This is a genomic window from Bradyrhizobium sp. 195, assembly GCF_023101665.1.
Lineage (GTDB): Bacteria > Pseudomonadota > Alphaproteobacteria > Rhizobiales > Xanthobacteraceae > Bradyrhizobium.
In genome coordinates, this window is the sequence record NZ_CP082163.1 from 80417 (window position 1) to 98742 (window position 18326).

The 18326-nt window shown below is 62.9% G+C and carries 8 protein-coding genes and 1 pseudogene; 4 read left to right on the forward strand and 5 right to left on the reverse strand.

What is annotated here, in order from left to right:
- Positions 1 to 50 precede the first annotated feature (50 nt).
- The 4 genes and pseudogenes from IVB26_RS42135 (at position 51) to IVB26_RS42155 (ending at position 5838) form a co-directional block, all read left to right on the forward strand.
- Entirely contained in the window at positions 51 to 221 is a 171-nt protein-coding gene (locus IVB26_RS42135) for a hypothetical protein (protein WP_247974082.1), read from the forward strand.
- Positions 218 to 1450 carry an exonuclease SbcCD subunit D gene (locus tag IVB26_RS42140; RefSeq protein ID WP_247974083.1) on the forward strand — a complete coding sequence of 411 codons (1233 nt, stop codon included), beginning with the start codon at positions 218 to 220 and terminating at the stop codon, positions 1448 to 1450. The genes IVB26_RS42135 and IVB26_RS42140 overlap by 4 nt, the downstream gene beginning before the upstream one ends.
- 2 nt (positions 1451 to 1452) lie before the next feature.
- Positions 1453 to 5239: pseudogene (locus IVB26_RS43650) on the forward strand (AAA family ATPase).
- A gap of 47 nt (positions 5240 to 5286) precedes the next feature.
- Positions 5287 to 5838 carry a hypothetical protein gene (locus IVB26_RS42155; RefSeq protein ID WP_247974086.1) on the forward strand — a complete coding sequence of 184 codons (552 nt, stop codon included), beginning with the start codon at positions 5287 to 5289 and terminating at the stop codon, positions 5836 to 5838.
- A 178-nt stretch (positions 5839 to 6016) separates the two neighbouring features.
- On the opposite strand, the gene IVB26_RS42160 is transcribed toward IVB26_RS42155, so the two are convergent.
- The 5 genes from IVB26_RS42160 to IVB26_RS42180 are packed head-to-tail and all read right to left on the reverse strand — an operon-like array spanning position 6017 to position 18241.
- Positions 6017 to 9148, reverse strand: a complete 3132-nt coding sequence (locus tag IVB26_RS42160) for a helicase-related protein (protein ID WP_247974087.1) — start codon at positions 9146 to 9148, stop codon at positions 6017 to 6019.
- On the reverse strand, positions 9138 to 10991 hold the full coding sequence (locus IVB26_RS42165; RefSeq protein ID WP_247974088.1) for a phospholipase D family protein: 1854 nt from the start codon (positions 10989 to 10991) through the stop codon (positions 9138 to 9140). Before IVB26_RS42165 ends, IVB26_RS42160 begins: the two co-directional genes overlap by 11 nt.
- Positions 10981 to 12159: a DUF6361 family protein gene (locus IVB26_RS42170; RefSeq protein WP_247974089.1), complete on the reverse strand. Its 1179-nt coding sequence runs from the start codon at positions 12157 to 12159 to the stop codon at positions 10981 to 10983. Before IVB26_RS42170 ends, IVB26_RS42165 begins: the two co-directional genes overlap by 11 nt.
- A gap of 14 nt (positions 12160 to 12173) precedes the next feature.
- Positions 12174 to 15581 carry a UvrD-helicase domain-containing protein gene (locus tag IVB26_RS42175; protein WP_247974090.1) on the reverse strand — a complete coding sequence of 1136 codons (3408 nt, stop codon included), beginning with the start codon at positions 15579 to 15581 and terminating at the stop codon, positions 12174 to 12176.
- On the reverse strand, positions 15581 to 18241 hold the full coding sequence (locus IVB26_RS42180; RefSeq protein WP_247974091.1) for a PD-(D/E)XK nuclease family protein: 2661 nt from the start codon (positions 18239 to 18241) through the stop codon (positions 15581 to 15583). Before IVB26_RS42180 ends, IVB26_RS42175 begins: the two co-directional genes overlap by 1 nt.
- Between the last annotated feature and the right edge of the window lie 85 nt (positions 18242 to 18326).

Consider the following 18326-nt stretch of genomic DNA (forward strand, 5'->3'; position numbering starts at 1 on the left):
ATGGCGCGATTGACGAAGAAAAGAGCCGTGATCGCGGTTTGGGGGGACGAATGGATAAGAAGCACTTTTATCGCGTGGAGGTGGACGAATTACCTGATGCGCGGCAGCCACAGTCGGCAGATCCAGATTTCTGGAACGATTGGACGCGGAGCGTCGATTGGGATGCAGTTTCGAAAGCATGGTCGGGTGCTGCTCCGGCACGACTGCCGGAGGAAGAATGATCCGTATTCTGCACACGGCTGATTGGCATATCGGTCAAACTTTACGCGGGTTCTCTCGGGAGCATGAGCACCGCAAAGTGTTTGAGCGGCTCGAAGAGATCGTCGTAGAGCGGGATGTCGATGCTCTCGTCATCGCCGGCGACGTGTTTGACAGCCAAAATCCCTCCGGGGAAGCGCAGCAGCTCTTCTATAATACGCTCGTGCGGCTGAGCCGCGCGCATCCGCGCATGGCTATGGTGATCGCTGCCGGCAACCATGATGCAGCTGGTCGGTTGGAAGCGCCGCGGCCTCTGTTGGAGGCATTCAACATCCGCGTCGTGGGCAATGTGCTGCGGCGTGAAGGGCGGGTCGAGGCTGCACGTCATCTCGTTCCTATCGCTGACACAAGTGGTTCGGTGGCTGCTCATGTGCTTGCAGTCTCCTACCCAACTGCAGCCTGCCTTCCGAACTTGACGCGGCTGGATGATGCAGCAGGCTCGCCCGTCATAGCCGGCGTGCGGAGCCTCTATGCCGAATTGGTCGATACGTTACGGGGACCGATAGATGGTCTACCGTTCGTTCTAACGGGACACCTCCACGTCGCGGGCGGCATCGAGTCGGAAGGCGCGGAGCGAAGAATTCTAGTCGGCGGCCAGCATGCCGTGCCGCACGACGTGTTCCCGGCGGACGCAAGCTACGTGGCGCTTGGCCACTTGCATAAGGCTCAGGCTATCGGTCGTGATACCGTCCGCTATTCTGGTTCACTGATCCCTTTGTCGGCGACGGAGATGCCTTACGCGCATGGGGTCACTCTTGTGACCCTCGACGGAACAACGGTTCTATCCGAACATATCCCGATTGACCGGCCAGTTCCCTTCGTCCGCCTTCCTGAGGCGGGAGATATGCGTTTGAGCGAACTTGGCGATCATCTGACAGCAATGAACCTCTCATCGGAGCTGCCGGTTCATGAACGGCCATTCGTCCAGGTGAGGCTTGCCCGCGAAGGGTTATCGCCTGGGTTCAGAGAGGAGGTCGACCGCATTGCGGAGAGTTTTCCGGTGCGCATCGTCGATACCCGTGTCGCGGCAATACCCGGGGCGTTAAATGACGTAACCCTCGCCGATCCTATGATCCGGCTTGCGGAAAGAGATCCGGCGGATCTGTTCAAGCTCGCATTTGAATGCACCTTCGGCGTGGCCCCCCATGCCGCGCATCTGGATGTCTTCCACCGCGCACAGGGGGAGGCATAGCCATGCGGATCTTGGCTATCCGCGGCGAGAATCTGGCAAGTCTTGGTGCTCCCTTCGAGATTGATCTTGCCGCAGAGCCTCTCGCAGGTTCCGGCCTCTTTGCCATCACTGGCGAGACCGGCGCCGGGAAATCGACCATCCTGGACGCGCTCTGTCTCGCACTCTATGGCGAATATCCGCGCGTCTCCGTCGGTCGACGGGAGAATGCGCCCGATCCCAGCGGGGAGGCGATTTCAATTCATGATGGCCGGGCGATCCTGCGCCGAGGCGCCGGTAGCGGATATGCCGAGGTAGACTTCGTCGGGCAGGATGGCGAACGCTACCGCGTCCGTTGGGAGGCCAATCGGGCGCGGGGCCGAGCAAATGGACGGCTTCAGAATGAGCAGCGCTCGCTGTATCGACTTGACGACGGCAGCGCGGTGGCGACTGGCAAGACTCAGGTCCGTGAAGCGGTGGAGACGAGAACCGACCTCACATTTGATCAGTTCCGGCGAACGGTGCTCCTCGCTCAGGGCGAGTTCGACGCCTTCCTGCTCGCCGCCGAGAGCGAGCGCGCGGAATTGCTGGAGAAGATCACAGGTACTGAAATCTACGCAGCGATCTCGATCCGCGTTCATGATGGCACGGAGGCACGACGAAGAATTGTCGCGCAACTGGAGCAGCGCCGAAACGACATCGGGCTTCTTGATGACGAAGCCATGCAGGCGCTGTTGGGCGAGCAAAGTCAACTTGCCTTAACCGTCGCCCAAAAAGGCGCGGCGCGCGATCAACACAGCGAGCGGTTGGATCATTTCAAGCGCGTCGCCGCAGCTCGCAGCGATCTCGCACTGGCCGAGGCTCAGGCGATTGCAGCGCGTGCGACACGCGACGCAGCTCCTGATGAGTATCAATCCCTTGCCGAGTTCGATCTCGTCGAGCCGCTTCGTCCGCTAGCGGGTGATTTTCAAAACGCACGGCGGACGGCAGCGGAGGCCAAGACCCGTCTCGACGGTTTGCTTGTTGCACGCGAGGAAGCGCGGACACTGGACGCGACGTCTACAATGCAACTGGCGGACACAGTAAGTGCCAACGTAGCGGCAGAAGGCTTCCTCAAGAACTTCAGCCCCCTTTGGAGCGAAGCCGAAAGGCTCGACACCGAGCTGGCGACAGCCCGGATCGAGTTTAATGATGCGATGGAAAAATCGCAGCAAGCGGAAGCGACACTGCGCGATAAGGCCGATGCGCTGGCCAGGATTGATCTGACTCTCAATCAGACATCAGAGTTACACCGTACGACGGTTGCGCGGCTAGACGGTCAATCAGATCGCCTTCTGCTCGTTGATCGTCTTAGCGATGCGATGGAGTTGTTGGCGAAGCGGGGAGCGCTCAAACGGGAGCACGCCGCAGCCACGTTGGCGGTCATTGGAGCGGAAGAAACAGCTGCGCGATTGCAAAGTGAAATTTCCGTGCTGTCGGAAAGGCTCACCGAGGATCGCGAGCGAAAGGATGGCCTAAGTCGTGAAATCGGTGATCGTAGAGGCCGTCTTGCGGGCATCGACGAGGCGGCGTTGGACGAACGGGACATCAGTCTGCAACGCGCGCTTGAGACTCTGCGTGAGGCAAGTGCCGTCTGCGAACAGCACAATCGGGCGTCGGCAGATCTAACGCGCCGGCTGACCGAGCACACGCTAGCGACCCAGGAGGTGAGCGCGGCGAAAAGCCAAATCGTTGAGGCCGAAGCGGACCAGCTCCGTGATCGGACTGCGCGTGCGGAAGTTGTTCCAATCGCAGAGCTCGCCGATGAGGCGGTCTCATCTGTGGCCATCCATCTGCGCAGCCTGCTGGCCCCAAATTTGGCCTGTCCGGTGTGCGGCAGCACCAATCATCCGCACCTTGCACACCCCAGCGCACTAAACGAAATGGCTGCCAGGCTTCGCCGCCGGCGGGGAAGAGCTTGATACGGCGCTGGCTGCAACTGGCCACCGTTTAGACGCGGCCACGCGCGCGCTCTCCGCCGGAGAGGCGCGCCAGGCGGAGACAAATCGCGGAATCGATATGGCGCGCGGACAAGTTCTGGCTGCCAACAGCGCTTATGGCGAACAGTGGTCATCGCTGAACGATCTCTGCACGAAGGCTCAGATCGAGGGGGGTGCACCTCCCGTTCTCGATGACCAGACTGCGTCGAAACTGGCTGCCCTCATCTCAGTTGCGATCGCAGAACGGCTGGCCGTTGCGTCTCCGATCGCAGACGCCCGGCGTCTTCGGACAGAGATCGACAGGTTGCAGCGGGAGCATCACGCGCTCGGTGAGGCGATCGAGACGATTACGCAGTCCATCGACCAAAGACGTTCTGATTTCCACGCTGCGCAATTGAAGACAACTGAGTACACGGTCCAGACGGCGGGCCTTGCTGAGCGCCTCATTTCAATTCGCCGCGAAATCACGCCGTTTCTTGCTGCCGCGGGTCTGGCAGTCGATGATCTCAATGTCGATGCCGCCGGCGTTGGCGTTACGCTATCAACAGTCGCGGCGGAGTACGCTCGCCTGCGCGAACGGGTTGGCCAACTTGAAATGACGCTCCAGCATCTGGCGCCCGAGCGTGCAGCGGCGGGCGCCTCGCTTGAGCACGCGCGGGCACAGGTGACGGCAACCGCACTTCTTCTCGATCAACGTCGCATGGCCGAGGGAGAGAAGACGCGTGCCAGAGCTGAACTCCTCGATGGCGAGGCGACAGCGAGCCACCGGGCTAGGATCAATGAGGCTTGCCGGATCACTCGTGAGGCGCTCGCTCGTGCGCGCGAGACGAGATCTGCCACCGATGCAACGTTCCAGGCGGCTGGGGCTCGTTGCGACGAAGCCGCTGCTGGATTGGAGATCGCCAACGGCCGTAACGCTCTAGCCGAAGAAGCATTCAACGCGGCCTGCCTGAATATTGCTCGCTCGTCGGATCAGGTTGCCGCGCTGATCGCAACCGACCCATCATTCGGCAGAGCGTTGCGGCTCCGAATTCAGGAGATCGACCGAGGCGTGAACGATGCCGGCACCGCAGTGCTTACGCGCCAGAACGACTTACACCGGGCGTTGGAAGGGTTCGACGCGCCCACTGATGCCGAGGCGTTGACCGCAGTCATCGCGGCGTTGGCAACTGAAATCGGAGACTTGCAACAACGGACCGGCGTACTTGCCGCGGCGCTCGCGCGAGACGACGAGGCCCGCCGCGCCGCCGCGAACCTATCTGCGGAAGTCGACACTGCGAAAGCGGAACTCGCAATCTGGCAGGCTGTCGACGATGCTGTCGGCTCGGCCAGCGGTGATCGTTTCCGTCGCTTTGTGCAGGGCATCACGCTCGACCACATGGTGCAATTGGCGAATGATCACCTCCATGCATTGACCCCGCGCTATTGGCTCGCGCGGGGGGCCGCATCCGATCTCACGCTGCATATCATTGATCGCGACATGGGCGACGAGGTCCGCGGCACCCGAAGCCTGTCAGGCGGTGAGCGGTTCTTGGTCTCCCTTGCGTTGGCGCTGGCTTTGTCAGGTCTCGAAGGCCGATCGTCCTTTGTCGATACATTGTTTATCGATGAAGGCTTTGGATCGCTCGATGCGGAGACGCTCGACTTAGCAGTAGATGCGCTGGAGACCTTACAGGGCAGAGGTCAGAAGGTTGGCGTCATCACGCACGTCGCTGCCATGATCGAGCGAATCGTCGTGCAGGTTCGCGTAGAAAAGCGTGGCGCTGGGCGATCGGAGATTAGAGTTTCTGATGGCATGAGTGCAACATGGCCTGCCACAAGTAGCGCGCAATAGTATCAGGAGAAGCGGCCTCGGCGCGTTCAGATCGGAAGAGGGGATAGATGGAGAAGTATCATATCAAGCTGACCGAGAGCGAGGCCGCGATACTCGCGAAGATAGATCTTAAGGAATCTCATCGCAATCATGATGAGGGCCACGCAGCTTATAAAGCCAATGCGCAGCCGATCCTCGCCTTGCTCCAATCTCTGAGCGACAGGTCCGCGATTCCACAACAAAGGATGAATTACTGGAATGACCCCCGATACCACCAGGGGAGGATCAAAGCTTCGCGAAAAGGCCTATTCGAGAGAAATGGCTGCAGAGGCGCTGACATCTATACACATCCGCATTTTATTCGCCATCTTCGCTATTTTCTCTTCGGCGCCGAGCTTCCTGACGAGATAATCCTCGCGTTTGAGGAGAAGGTCGGAAATCCGCAGTGGGTAACCTCCAGTGACATCGTTCCGATCGGCAAGTTTGCCCGGGACCTTACCCGCCAATACCGTCTGGACAAGACGGATGCTCCGGAGGAGTTCTTCAAATTGTGCCTCGACATTGGACTCAGTTTAACGACGGCCGTGAGCGTCATGCGGTCGGTCAAACAAATTCGATAGAATATGGACAAACCGACCTTGTACTATGTCTGGGGGCAGGACCGGATACCGGTCGTACTGCGGCGGACGGGAAGGGCAGCGCTTGCGCGTTTGAATTCCCTTCGCGGAAACGGATCGCCAGTGGCTTCGGAATGATAGGCGAACGTCGCCCGTTTGGATTGCCGGCAAGAAATCCGCGTTAATTCGGCTCCAGTCGAATTTGTAGATCGGCGAGATCGTCAGCACGTGTGTCGGCTCCCATAAGGGTCTGGAGGTAGTCCAGCAGATCGTCCTGCCGGGGCTGGCCGAAGGCCAGACGATAGACAGTGAGACTGCGTTTCAGCCACGCGAGGCGCGTGACCTCGCGGCTGAAGGGCAGCATCGGCACATACCGTTCAACACGCACAGAGCCTTCATAGATCCAATAGGGAATGAGGTCGGTGTTAACGGCGGCTTCGGATCGCGCTTGCTCGAACATCCGCTTCCAAGGGTCATCCGGCGCATGGCCATTGCCTCGAACAGCGCTGGCTTGGCGCTCCGCGAGGTTGAGACGGACCGCGTGTCCCTTGAAGCGATGAACGCGCCCTTCGCGCTGCTCTAGGTCGACGGGGTTGCCCGGAAGATTCCAATGGTAGACGCGGTAGCAATAGGGGTGGAAGTCTAGTCCCTCCTGACCGACAGAGGTGGTGGCGAGAACGAAGGGCCGAAAGGGGGAATTGAAGGCATCCCTCACGCCGCCGAGACGCGCAACGGTGCCTTCCTCGTCCCGATAGTCGGCGAGCCGCATTGCGAAGCGGCCGCGCATCTGGAACTTTCTGATGGTGAGGCTGTCGCCTTCAATCCGGAGATCATCGACGTCGATCTGCGAGGGACGGATGGACAAGGCTGTGGCCATCGCGCGGGCGACTCCCGCCGCCCGGTCTTCCGGTGACCGAGCGCCCAGGCCTTCCGCATCGACAAGATAGTGAGCGTATTCATCCAGGACGGCCTGGAGGTTCTGGTCGACGCCATAGGTCAGAACGCGATGCCAGTAGCGATCTTCGGCGCCTCGCCGCAGCAGGGCGACGGCGTCGTGCTGATTGAACAGCGTGCGGAAGGCCCAAGCGACTTCGGCGGCGGCGCTTAGCAATCGTGGGTCGTCCCACGCAAGCTCCGGCGCGATCCGGCGCAGGGCGCGCAGCGCACACACCGCTGGACTGCCCAAGGCGACGTCCACGAGCAGATCCCGCAGATCATCGGCAAGAGCACCAAAGTCGCGCTTCTTCGCTGCGCTGCTCAATTCAAGGACGTGTTCGCGGAAACCCTCCTCACTGGCCAAAGCTGCCATGCCTCCCGGCGCCGAAAGCCAAGCGCTGGCACGCGAGCCTAGCAGATCGTCAATTACAGCGGGGATGGCCCATTCGGCGACCGGGGGCCCACTATCCTGGACGGCGGATTGCCTGAGTGCCTCAAGCGCCGGTTCGAGGCGATTGGCAACGGCCTCGCGCATCGCTTCCTGTGACAGCGGTCGGTCCCGTTTGGCGAAGACCGAGAGCGGATCGGCGATCTCGGCCAATTTGGGAGACGGATAGATCAGCAGGAGCACCCTCAGTCCAGCCAATCGGCCCTGGTCTTGCCGAAACTGCAATGGCCGCAAGCGATGCTGCTCGAAATAGTGCCGGCCGGAGTCGCCGACACCCATGCGCCGTTCCGCCTCATAGGACAGGAGCGCAGCGATGGCGTCGGGCACCATGGACCAGGAGGAGAAGATAAGCGCCTTGGTTAGCGGCGGTTCCGATCTCTGGGCACCGTAGTAGGGCATGGCCGCGGGAATCCAGAGATTCTGTTCGAGGCCAGAGCCGAATATGTCGTCCATGATAGCGCGCATGCGGCCGTTGGCCGGGTCGAGCGGGGCGTAAGCATCGAGCGCGTCGTGATCGAGCATCGCTGGGCGGGCAGCCAGGATCGCGTTGCGGAGCGCGACGGAGGGCGCATGCATCTTCTCCTCCAACAGGCGCTTCAGGCTGTAGTGCCGCATGAAGTTGAGAAGATAGGGCGCTGATTTCCAATACTCTATGATCTCCGGAGCATCGAGCGCGCGCGCCACATTCGAGACGGCTGCCGCCTGCGCGAGATCGGCCGGGGCCACCGAGACGGTGATGGACGGCTCGCCCATCATGGAGTCACGCTCGACTGTGCTGGCGACGCGCTCGGTGCGCGCAATCACCCGGCGCAACCGTTGCTCGATTGTTTTGCGCGCCTCGACCGCAGCGGCATGTGACGCGGGTAGGCCGTGGAGGAAGCCCCGGAAGGCGCGCATCTCGCGCGCCAGCATCCCAGCTACCTCCGGCCCCTTCTCACGGCCGTAGAGGAAACTCAGCGTCTCCAGAAAGTCCTGATAGTGATCACCTTCGTCCGGCTCGTCGCCAGCAAGGGTCAGCATGCGATAGGGAGTGGCCGACAGGAGCAGGGTTCGCGCGGCGTGACCGTCGCTGCCGGAATAGTCGAACAGCTCGCGTGCCAGGATCGCGGCGTCGCTGTCGCCGTGTAGAAGATCGCGGAAGCGCTGAAACTCGTCCATGATGATCAGATCGGGCTGAAGCGCATCCACGCAGGCGTGGGACAGCTTCGCGCGCAGCCTCGCTACGAGGCTATTGCGCGGTTGGGTCATTTCCGTCGGATACTCGTCCCGGCGGCGCGGGAACATCTCGCAAACGCGCTCCAATTCCTGGAAGAGATCGGAATCGGCCTGCACATCGCGGCGGAAGCGTTCGATGATTCGCGTGTCGACGCCCTGAAGAGTCAGGCTGTCGACAGCTCGGTTCCAACCGTCAATGCCGGCGGTGACCTGCAACAGATTATGAAGGCCGCGCGGACGGGAGACGAGATCGTTCAGCACGTGCAGCAACAGGGCGCGCTCTTGCGTGACGCCGGTCGCCGATCGGAGATCGAATGTGGTGCCGGGAGTAAGGCTGATGAAGTTGACTTTGTTGGCGTCTAGCCCCGCTTGGTCCCGTAGTTGTAGCGGTATCAGGGTCATTCGGGTCGGCAGGGCCAATTCGCGGCGCCCGAGGACGTTCAGTCGGTTCAGGTTTTGCGCGGCAATCGCCTGGTTCGAGCAAATGTACAGGATATCGATCCGCCCGACGCTGTCCCAAAGATGCTCGATCATCCGCGCGATGACACCACGGGCGACCATGGTCTTGCCGAGCCCCACCTCGTTGGCCACCAGGAACTGGCGGACAGGATCATCCGACCCGTAGAGCCGGTCGAAAACATAGTCGACGGTACGGCGCTGGAAGGCTTTCAGTGGGGCCAGTGCCGAAGTTGCGCGAAACCGTTCACTCGGCATGCGCGCTCCCCTGAGCTTCGAGCGCAATCCGGAATGTGTCCCAGAGGGTCCGGAACTCGGCTGGAATGGGATCTGCTTCGCTAGGCTCGATAGTCTCCAATCGTGTGATCAACCGTTCGATGGCGCGGAGCTGATCGCCGCCCCGGCAGAAGGCCCGAACCATGTCCTCGAGGAGCGGTGCGTCGTCGGCCATGCGCCACGCGCCGTGACCGGAGCCCTCCTGCGCGGCTAGCGCGGCCGCAAACGGGTCGCCAAGTTCGGAGAGGAGCAGTCGCAAATACCTAAAGAAGGCATCCTTACTGTCGATCACCCAGCGCAGGATAGCGGCGTACCGTTCGGATGGCAGGCCCTCCAGAACGAGGCCGGTGCTGAACAGAATGGAGACTTCGCCATCCTTGTCGGTCAGATGGAAAGCGACGAAACGCGTAAGATCAATCAGCGGCATCGCCCCGAGATCGACCGGTTGGCCCAGCAGCAGTGTTTCAAGGGCATCCTTGCCATGGCCTTCGCCGCGCGTGATGGGCCACGCGCGCAGGCCGCCAATGCCGAGGAGCGGGAGGGGCGCGGAAGGTATCAGCCAGACGCGCCAGAGCAGACAGCCGTCATCGGCCGATTGGGTGCGCTCGCAATGAAGTTTCAAGCTGCTCCGACAAATGTCGCGGCGAGCTGCATCTAGCCGCGCCTCGGCGGCACGCAGGGCTGTATCGACGGCGACCAGTTCATCAGGCACGAAGGGGCGTGTGAGCCGACCAAACCCCTTGTCCCCTAAAATCTCCTCAATGCTGCCGACTCGTGAACGTTTGCCGGTCAGAGTGGCGAAGACCTCCACATTGCTTCCTGACAGAAGAGCAGGGCGCGTGGCGTTCCCGGATCCGACCGTGATCGCCGTATCCCAGCCAAGCTCTGCGATGAAGGCCTTGGCGTGCAGGCCCTGGAGAGCCGTGGTGTCGGTTTCCTCGCCGTCTTCTGTCGCCGCCATCTCATCCAGAACGGCCACCCGGCCGAAACGGGCGAGTGTTGCACCAGGCACTAAAGCAAGTTCATCCGAGCGGCCAATGAGGACGGGCTTCTCTGCACCGGCGAGGTCCGCGAGCATCGACAGTGCTTTGTCGTCACAGAACGGCGAGATCACGCCGAGCCGGGCGCACGGTTCTGGACGCCATTGCTTGCCGCCGAGGCCATTCACAGCGAAGGCGACGCTCTGAAAGAGCTCGGGCAAGTCCCAATCGGTGTGGCGCACGTCCTCGGCAAGTTCTTCGGTGAGGTTGCGCGCGCCATTGGGCAGGCCGGCGGTCGCCAAATCCGGCAGGCGGCGAATGAGATCTGCCAAAGGACGATTGAGCGCCAGCGGCCGTTTAGCGACCACGCCGTCGAGCGTCAAGGCGATGTCCCATGAGCGATCGCGGGTGAGATTGCGCGACAGCACAAGCAGGCGAATGCGAGTCGATTCATCTGCGCGCAAAGGCTTGAAGCGGAGTGCCCATATCTTGGGATGGAAAGCGCCTCCGTTGGGGGCTGCAACCTCCACGATGATCCGTTCAAGCAGCGAGCACAGGCGAGAATGAGGCCGCGTGTGCGCCTGGATGTGTCCGGCATCAGTGAAGACAAGGAGACGGCCGGCAATGCGTTCAGCTCCTTCGAGCAGCGCCAAAGGATGAGTGAGAATATCGTCGCGATTCTCGGCGGCGAACAGCGCCAGGCTAACCGGCACGGCGAGCGCCGTCTCGAAGTCGAGCGAGAAGGTGGTAGCGACGGCGGTGTCGAAGACGTAGCCAGCCGGCGGCTGCAGGTTGGCGCCGTAGAGGGTGCGCTGTTCGGGATCGAGGCTGTGCCTATTCAGCATCGGCCAGATCCCGCAGATGCGATCTCGCTTGGCTCCAGCGAAAGTTGAGACGGTTGACGCCGGAGGCGCCAGTCCAGCGATCGCGCACAGCGTGATTGGCGTAGCGCGATTGGCTGGTCTTCAATCGACGTTCGCGCTCTTCCACGAGCTGCCGCGCTGCGGGCGCCGAAGCAATCTGGGTTGAGTTCTCCACAACCAGTTCGAGCCACTGCATCACGAAGCGCTTGGCTGCAGGCCGGATGCTATGGCCGGGATGCTCGACGGCGTCCCAGAAATCGTCCAGCGACCAGTTGCGCACGAGGGAAAGATCCACCTCGGCGGTCCACGTCGCGATGCGTTCGCGATAATCCTCGGCCCAATCATCCCGACTACGCAGTTCGCTTAGCACCAGGTTGTAGAGGAGCGCCGCCCCATGCATCACATTCGAGAAAATCTCGCCGTGGTGGATCAGGCGGCGCGCGGGCGCCGGAAACGACGCAAGATGCGGGTGAGTCCAGATATGGTCGCAGTCTGCATTGATACCTTCGCGTGCCAGCAGGGTCAGCAGCGCCGCCGGTTGGGTAGCGACCAGGCGATCGATGATGAACTGCGCTTCGTCCGCCGCTAGGCGAAAGACGGCGCGGTCGAGCAGGTCCTTGGGTGCCTGCGGCAGGGATTGGTTCCATATAGCAGCCGCCCGCGGACCTGCAGCGGCGTCCTCGCTGTCTGACGATACGCGCAGCCTCTTCAGGCTGCGCAAAGAGACGAAAAGGCTATCGGCGGAGCCCGGAAAGAGGCGAATGCCCCAGGCGCCGAGGCCCGCCCAATAAACCGAGCTGGGGAGCCGCTGCAGCCGCGGACCGGCGTCGCGGCCGATGATGCCATTCGACTCTCCGCCAGCCTTGAGCGCGTCGGCGAGCCGAATTTCCAAAACGCGGGCCTCGGTGCGAAGCTGGCTTTCCGGAATGTCCCGGGCTTCCAGCGTGCGGAATAGCCAGGGAATGAAGAGCATGTATCGCAAACGGGTCTGGATCGTGCTCGTCCCCGGAAAGAGATGATCCGCGATCGAATCACGAATGGCGCCCAAGCCCAGTTCGTCGCGGCCCTCGCGCTCCTGAAAGAGCGCCATGATCCGCTGCGCGCGCTGGCGCTCGGCTTCGTCAAAATCGATCCAGGCAAGAGATGACATGCGCGCGTCCGATCTCAGGATATCGGGACGGCCGGCTTCGTTCGCGCGACGGGGATGATCACCCCTGACGTCGCCAGCACGATCAGTCCGCGTTCGGCTTGGGTCGTATCCAGATAGGCGCGAACCTGCGCTCGATAGTGTTCGAGCGTCTCGGGGGCGGGCGCGATGTCGCTCTTCCAATCGACAACCACTTGAGGCGCGCCATCGGCGCCAAAGGCAATCGCATCAGCAATGCCAGCTGTCGCTTCTTCCTGTTCCTTGGTCAAGGTGGAGGCGTAGACCGGGAATTCCGGCAACAGGCCCGGTCTGAGGGCGACAATCTCAGGGAGAGCCAGAGCACGAAGGACGCAGGAAGCGAGTTCGGCGGGCACCAGCCCCTGCGCTGGATCGGGGGCCACAGGCCGGCCAATGGCTCGGGTCAGGGCTTCCGCGCGGGCGATGAGGGCGGCTTCCGCCTCCACCGTTTCGCCAGTGAGGACCTCTTCGATGAGCTTGTGCAGGATAATGCCGCGCTCGCGGCCCCCTTGGATCGTCGGGGTAACGCCGTCCTCGACAGGCGCGCCATCGACATTCGTCACCAGGATCGCCGGCAGCTCGGCGTGCAACGCCGGTCCGGTCACGCTTTCGTCGCGGCTCGGGGCGAGCCAGAGAATGCGCTGGCGGCGCTCGGCGATGATCGCCGCTTCCGCAGCGAAGCTTTCGCGGGTCTGCGCGTTCTCCGTGCCAGCTGCACCAAGCCCGATTTCGGGCGGCAGGTGACTAAGATCAAGCGCCGGTAGTTCCGCCAGCGACAGATCGAGAAGCGAAATCCAGGCCGATGCCTTGGCCGTGACGTCAAGTCGCGGCAGGACCAACAGCTCGCGCGCCCGTGTGGCGGCGACATACCAGAGACGGATGCGTTCGCGGTCGAGCTCGGCTTTCTCTGCGTCGCGTGCCGCCTCGTAACCCGTCGGCTTCACGCCGAACACCGGACAATAAAACCGGTCGCTACCACGGTCGGTGACAGCGCTCTCCGGCGCCATGATCTGCGTCATCGTGTTGACCGGCACGACGATCGGCCATTCCAGACCCTTGGCGGCGTGCATGGTGTAGAGCGCAACCGCCTCTTCCTGGGCATCGGGACGGCCTTCAACGGCGCGAGCCTCGTCGGTCCACGCGGCGGTCATCGCTTCTGCGAAAGCGCGCAGGCCGCGGACAGCATATGCGCGACTGAGGCTCAGATAGAGATCGACATTGGCGAGCGCGCGCTCGGCCTGGTCGCGATGCCGCTGAAGGAGGATCGGCCGCACGCGCAGCACGTCTATTGCTTGCGACAACAGATCGTGCGGCGTGGTGGCGTTGATCTTCAGGCGCAGCGCGTGCAGCTTCTCGATGATGTCGCGCGCATGCAGATGGGTGACGGTTTCCAGAGCCACGCTGAGGTCCAGCAGCGGCAGGGCATCCGGCGCATCCTCGGAGCGCGGGAGCGCCCATACAATGTCCAGCAGTTCTTCCTCGGTCAGGCCGACCAATGGACCGCGCAGCAGCGCGCCGAGCGCGAGCGTGTCGCGGCGATCGGCGAGGACCCGCGTGAGGGCGATGAGGTCTTGAATCTCCTGGCGACGGAATAGTCCTTTGCCGGCCTGGGTCGCGACCGGAATGCCGCACCGCTCCAGCGCTTCCTCATAGCGCCATAGGTCGCTTCCCGTTGGCGCCAAGAGGGCGATGTCGCCGGGCCTGCAGGCGCGGCGCTCGCCGGTCTTGCGATCGAGTATAGCCTCGCTGCCGATAAGCCGCGCGCACATGTCGGCAACGGCTTCTGCCTCACCGTCGCGCTGGCGTTCGGCCGAGGCCTTGCCGTCAGCATCGGCCACGGCGATGTCGAGGGCCGCGATGCATAGCCCCTCGTTCCGTTCGGGGTGAAACGCATCCAGCGCGGTGAACCCCGGCTGGCCGTTTTCGGTCGACAGCAGAAGCGCAAAGCGATCGTTCACATAGCGCAGGATCGGTTCGCAGGATCGAAAATTGGTCGAGATCGGCAACACGCTGTCCGGCGCTTGCGCAAGGAACGCTTCTCGCGCTTGGATGTAGGCCGCGACGTCGGCGCCGCGAAAGCGATAGATCGCTTGCTTCGGGTCGCCGACGAGGAACAGTGCGCCGGGGCGGATTTGGAACGTGGTCCAGTCGTCGTTGTCCGTGTCTTCCTGGGGTTCGCCGCATAGGCGCCAGAAGATTTCGGTCTGCAAGGGATCCGTGTCTTGGAATTCGTCGACCAGGACGTGTGCGAAGCGAGCTGCCAGCGCGTGGCGCACGGCTTCGTGGTCGCGTAATAGCGCGCGTGCGGAGAAGATGAGATCGTCGAAATCGAGAAGGGCAGCCGAACGCTTGTATTCGCGGAAACGATCCATCACCGGCTGCACAAGGCGAACGAGCTCGGCGAGGGCGCGCGCAGCGGCCGCCTGCGACAGTGCGGTCCATGCTTCGCAACAGGCGCTGTAGTGGCCTTCTGCGGCAGCGTTCAAGCGATCGCCATCGGCTTTGGCGAGGCCCGCGCGCTTGGCCGCTTCGCCCCATTTGCCTTTCTTCTTGTAGGCTCGAAATCCTCCCGCAGCCGTACAGAGGTCGGGATGGGGACGTGCGAGCAACAGCCGCACGAGATCGGCAGGCTGCGCCGCCGGCGAGATGGCCACAACGATCTCGGCCGTTTCGCAAAAGCGCGCGGCGATGTCGGCGGTCTCCATCTCGTCGACCCCGGAGGCGCGCACTAAAGACGCGAACTCGCCTGCCGCCTGGCGGAGGGCATGGATGAGCGGGACCAGCGCTTTCGGTGCATCGACGATCAGAGTGCGGCGATCGCGGAGATGGCTAAGAATCTTGTGAATCAGTCCGACGGTCTCGCTCGGGCCCTGCAAGACCAGTTCGGCGAGCAACCCGCCAGCATCCCCGGCGAGTTCCTCCCGAAGCCAGGTTTCAATGATCTCAGTGAACGCGAGGTCCGCTTGGTTTCGGTCCATCACTGCCGCGCCAGGATCGATATCTGCCTCAACGGGATAGGGTTTGATGAGGCGCTGACAGAAGCCGTGGATGGTGGAGCAGGTGATTTCGTCAATGGCTGTGCTGGCGGCCCAAAGATGGCGTTGCTGGTCTTCGGACAGTCCATGAGGTAAGGCGACACGAAGCTCGGCGGGCATGCGCCCCGCCGCCAACTCGCCAACGAAATCGCGTACACGGATGAGAAGCTCACTGGCCGCGAGCTCGGTGAACGTTACCGCGGCGACCATCCTAGGTGCGATGCCCTCGGCTAGCATCAGAGCGATACGGCCGGCCATGACGGCGGTCTTGCCGGAACCCGCGCCGGCTTCGACCAGAAATGAGCGATCGTGGACCGCGATCGCTGTCCGCCGTGCCAGATCATCGGCGTGCGGTTTCAATGGCGCATTCATCACGGAGCCTCCCAGACCTGCGCGGCGGCTCCAAGACGCTCGGTAGCGGCGGCGATCTTGCGTTTGCAGTAAGCAGCGCCGGAATTGGCCGGCAGCGCGAAGGCGAGGTCGTCATATGTCCCGCCCGCGTCGGCCCCGAGCACAGCGCCACCGGCGAGGAGATTTGCGTGTGCGGCGCGCAGGTAGCCTACGACTTCGACCAGGGTGCCTTCGGGATCCTCGAGCCGCAGGTCGACCTCATCGCGGGGATAGAGGAGCGAAGCACTGACGGTGACATCGTCTCCGAGCATCGCCTTCACGGCGAACGCGTAGAGGCAGCGCTGCAACTCTTTGCCGCCGTCGAGGATGATGCTGTCTTTGGGCTTTCGACCGGTCTTATAGTCTCGCACCAGAGCGCAGCGGCCGTCGCCGGAGATATCGAGCCGATCGATGTAGCCAGCGATCCGGAAGCCGGTGCCGGGAATTTCAACACTGGCCGCTGGGTCCCAGGGCGGCGCTGCGTCGGTCTTGGGTTGGGCGCCGCCGAAGGGGACCTCGCCGAAAGCACGGGTGCCAGCGAGGTGCCCGTCGCCAAAAGCGAGCGCGCGCTGGCTCAGTTCACGTGCCTCGTCGAGGGTGCGCCGCCAGATCACTCGCGGCGGCACGGGGCGTTCTGTTTCCCAGAATTCGGCAACCTCGCCGACAGCGCCATCGACGGTGCTGGCGATCTGTTGCGCCGTCGCGACTGCCAGTCCGCCGTTGGCCTCAATCGCGCTTAGCGCTCGATCCAGTGTCATGTGAACAAGATCGCCCATAGCAAGCGTATCGAGTACGAGCGGGTCGTCGCCGCTTTCGGACGCTCGCCAGCGCAAGCCATAGTGCCAGACGAAGCCGAGCGGATTGCGCAGGAGCTGGCGAAGAGAGCTTGCGGATTGCGTGCGTGCCAGGGTGGCTCGCACGACGGGATGGTCAGCACGAACGAGCCCGTCATGGGGTGTGATCTCCTCCCGCAACCAATTGCGCCAGCAGGTGGTTGCCGCAGCGGCTTGCGGCAGGGTGCGGAATTCTTGCGGCCGGGCCATCAGTCGGTCGGTCTCGCTAAAGGCATGATCCGGCACCCGGTTACGTCGCAGATAGATCTCATCGGGATGACTCTGCAGCAAGGTGCTGCGACCGAGCAGACGACCATCGCTGTCCCGCCGCGCCCGTGACAGGACAACCTGTCGCTCGCTGGTGGCTAGGATGGTCGCGAAGTCCCGCCGGTCGGCCGCGCTGACCGGAAGCGGGTCGAGCTCCTCGGTGGGAATGATGTGATCGGAGAGGAGCCGATCCTCGGAAATGCCGCGCGGCCAACGCGAAGAATTGAGGCCGAGCAGGCGAACGAAGCGGCGCGGCGATGCCGCCAAGGCGCTCGCCGGCATCCAGGCGACCGAGGCGCAGGCATTGAGGCCGTCATCCTGTTTCAACGTCTCCAAGGTCAGATCGAGCGAGGCAGCCGGGCCGGCAAGGAGCGCCTTGCGCCAGATGGCCAACGTCCTGCCATGCAACAGCGCTTCGCTAATCTCTTCAGCCTCGGATATGCCTTGCGACAGCAGAGACATGATCTTCCGCAGCGCCGGACCATGATCGATTTCGTCGGGCCAATCGGCAGCCGTCAGACGGTCGAGCAGGTGGACCCACGCTTGGGGCGACGCCAGCGGAGCATCCGCTGGCAGGACGCGTGTCCAGCCCTCCGGTAGAGCTTGAAACGGGCCGGGATAGGCGGTCAGCAGAGACCCCAAGCGCCGCATACGGGTCTGAGAAAGGCCGCGCACGAGGATATCCGCCAAGGCGGCAGCCGCCTGACCCTCCCTGCAGGCCGTGATTTTGACGCCATGCACGAAGTGAAGGTCGAGATTGGCGTCGGCTCGCAAAGCCAGGAAATGATCGTCGTAGTCGGCCGGCGTGACGGAGGCGATGGCGATCTCGGCGGGATTGGCTGTGCCGGACGCGATGAGCTGCCGCGCCCATCGAAGGGCTTCGATGGCTTCGTGATAGGCGGTCGAGGCGCTGACGGTCACGATCTCTGGCGCGTGTGGTTCACTCCGCGCTACATCGATGGCACCGCTATCGAGCCAGGTGGGCGTCGACCGCGGTCCGGCGGTCCAGCGAACCGGCACCCGCGCAGCAATCGCATGCAGTAGAGGCCGCCAGCATGGCGACAGCTCCGTGATGCCGACTATCTCAATCGGCCCGAACAGGGGGCCAACATGATCTAGCCGTTGCAACGCTGTAGCCACTAGATCGGTGGGACGCATCATGGCTGGTGGCAGGGCGGCAAGGACTGCGTCCTCGATGCTGGCGATCGAGGCAATGCGCGGGTGCTCGCCGGCCCGCGCCTGCAAATCGACGCCAGCGCGCCACGCCTTACGAAGGGTGTCGGTGGCGGCCCCGACCACGCCTGGCAGCAATTTCAGGCTATCAAGCTCGCCCAGCACGATGCTCGGCAGAATCGCCTGAACGGTGGAACGCAGGGTCTCGTCATCGACCGGACGCGCCAGACCGCCCGCGAGGCGTGCGGCGACTTGTTCGAAGGTCATGATCTGGAGGCCGTGATGGCGCTCGCGTGCGGCGGCGAGGCGAAGCTCTCTCATCGCCAGCCGCCCGTGGGCGATAATGGTCCGCCTTCCTGATACTTCCATCGGTCCCGAGCCCCGTGCGCGCAAATCGCCAACTTTCTTAGAAGGAGCGCCTGTGCATCCTCCCTGGCGCCGCTTTACGCGCTTG

Excerpts from the sequence above, each read along its gene's own strand:
- IVB26_RS42135 (WP_247974082.1), top strand. The coding sequence starts at position 51 with ATGGATAAGAAGCACTTTTATCGCGTGGAGGTGGACGAATTACCTGAT.
- IVB26_RS42140 (WP_247974083.1), top strand. The coding sequence starts at position 218 with ATGATCCGTATTCTGCACACGGCTGATTGGCATATCGGTCAAACTTTA.
- IVB26_RS42180 (WP_247974091.1), bottom strand. The coding sequence starts at position 18,241 with ATGGAAGTATCAGGAAGGCGGACCATTATCGCCCACGGGCGGCTGGCG.
- IVB26_RS42165 (WP_247974088.1), bottom strand. The coding sequence starts at position 10,991 with ATGCTGAATAGGCACAGCCTCGATCCCGAACAGCGCACCCTCTACGGC.
- IVB26_RS42155 (WP_247974086.1), top strand. The coding sequence starts at position 5,287 with ATGGAGAAGTATCATATCAAGCTGACCGAGAGCGAGGCCGCGATACTC.
- IVB26_RS42175 (WP_247974090.1), bottom strand. The coding sequence starts at position 15,581 with ATGAATGCGCCATTGAAACCGCACGCCGATGATCTGGCACGGCGGACA.
- IVB26_RS42160 (WP_247974087.1), bottom strand. The coding sequence starts at position 9,148 with ATGCCGAGTGAACGGTTTCGCGCAACTTCGGCACTGGCCCCACTGAAA.
- IVB26_RS42170 (WP_247974089.1), bottom strand. The coding sequence starts at position 12,159 with ATGTCATCTCTTGCCTGGATCGATTTTGACGAAGCCGAGCGCCAGCGC.